General features: G+C 41.9%; 1 protein-coding gene. It reads left to right on the top strand.

Going from position 1 to position 836, the window contains the following annotated elements:
* The first annotated feature begins 379 nt into the window (after positions 1-379).
* Positions 380-730: a hypothetical protein gene (locus tag AC5590_RS03330; RefSeq protein ID WP_169269026.1), complete on the top strand. Its 351-nt coding sequence runs from the start codon at positions 380-382 to the stop codon at positions 728-730.
* Positions 731-836 lie beyond the last annotated feature (106 nt).

The following is an 836-nucleotide window of genomic DNA, read 5'->3' as shown; positions in this document are numbered from 1 at the left end:
AATCTTTCCCTCTCCTTACTAAGGAGAGGGATGCCCGATAGGGCAGGGTGAGGTTCAACTCTCGCTTCGTTGCCAGAAAGTCGCAACCCCAAAATCCAGAAAAAACCAACGTATCTTAACCAGGAGATCAAATATACTGCTTGAGTTGTGTCCCAGCAAATCCGCACATAGTCTTATATTGTCCATAAACAACCTATGACTTCTGTTAGAAGAATAATTACGTTTTTACAGCTAGTCTTGACTTATATTCAGGACGGCTGATTCGCTTGAAGATAGGTTGATTTTGACTCCTTTTCCGGAGCCAACCTGTGATTGAGGCGAGTTTGCTCCGGTTCTGAAACTGTAAAAAGTGTTGAAAATTAACGAATGGAGTCTTGTAATGATAAATTTGATTTCTAAGGCATTTGCTCAGATCAATTCTCTATTTAACCAACTTCAGGTAAAACGTTTTTTCGCTGTGGTTCTAGCTGGGTTGCTAGTGCTGACAACAAATGTTACTAATGAGAGTAGTGACAAAAATTTAACCAACAGAGTTAACCAAGCCCTAGAGCGGAACTCTTCCGACAGACCGCAAACAGTAGGAGAATGGTTTAAAGAAGCTCGCGAAACCGAAGGTACTCCTGCTGAACGTGCCAAAAGAATTGCAGGACAATCAGCTGAAGCTGTAAAAGACTTGGGTAAGGTGTACCCAGATACTGCTGAAAGGACTGCTGATAGTGTAAAGGACTAGTATAAAGGACAAAGCAAACTAGGCAGATAAACGGGTAAACTCAAATCTTGCACTTTACCGGTGAGTACGCCTTGAACTAAAGTTCAAGGCTAATAGATCAAGTCCG

This window comes from Brasilonema octagenarum UFV-OR1 (assembly GCF_963888615.1).
Taxonomy (GTDB): domain Bacteria; phylum Cyanobacteriota; class Cyanobacteriia; order Cyanobacteriales; family Nostocaceae; genus Brasilonema; species Brasilonema sennae.
Note: the sequence above shows the minus strand (reverse complement) of the source record. Positions and strands in the feature narration are given on the sequence as shown.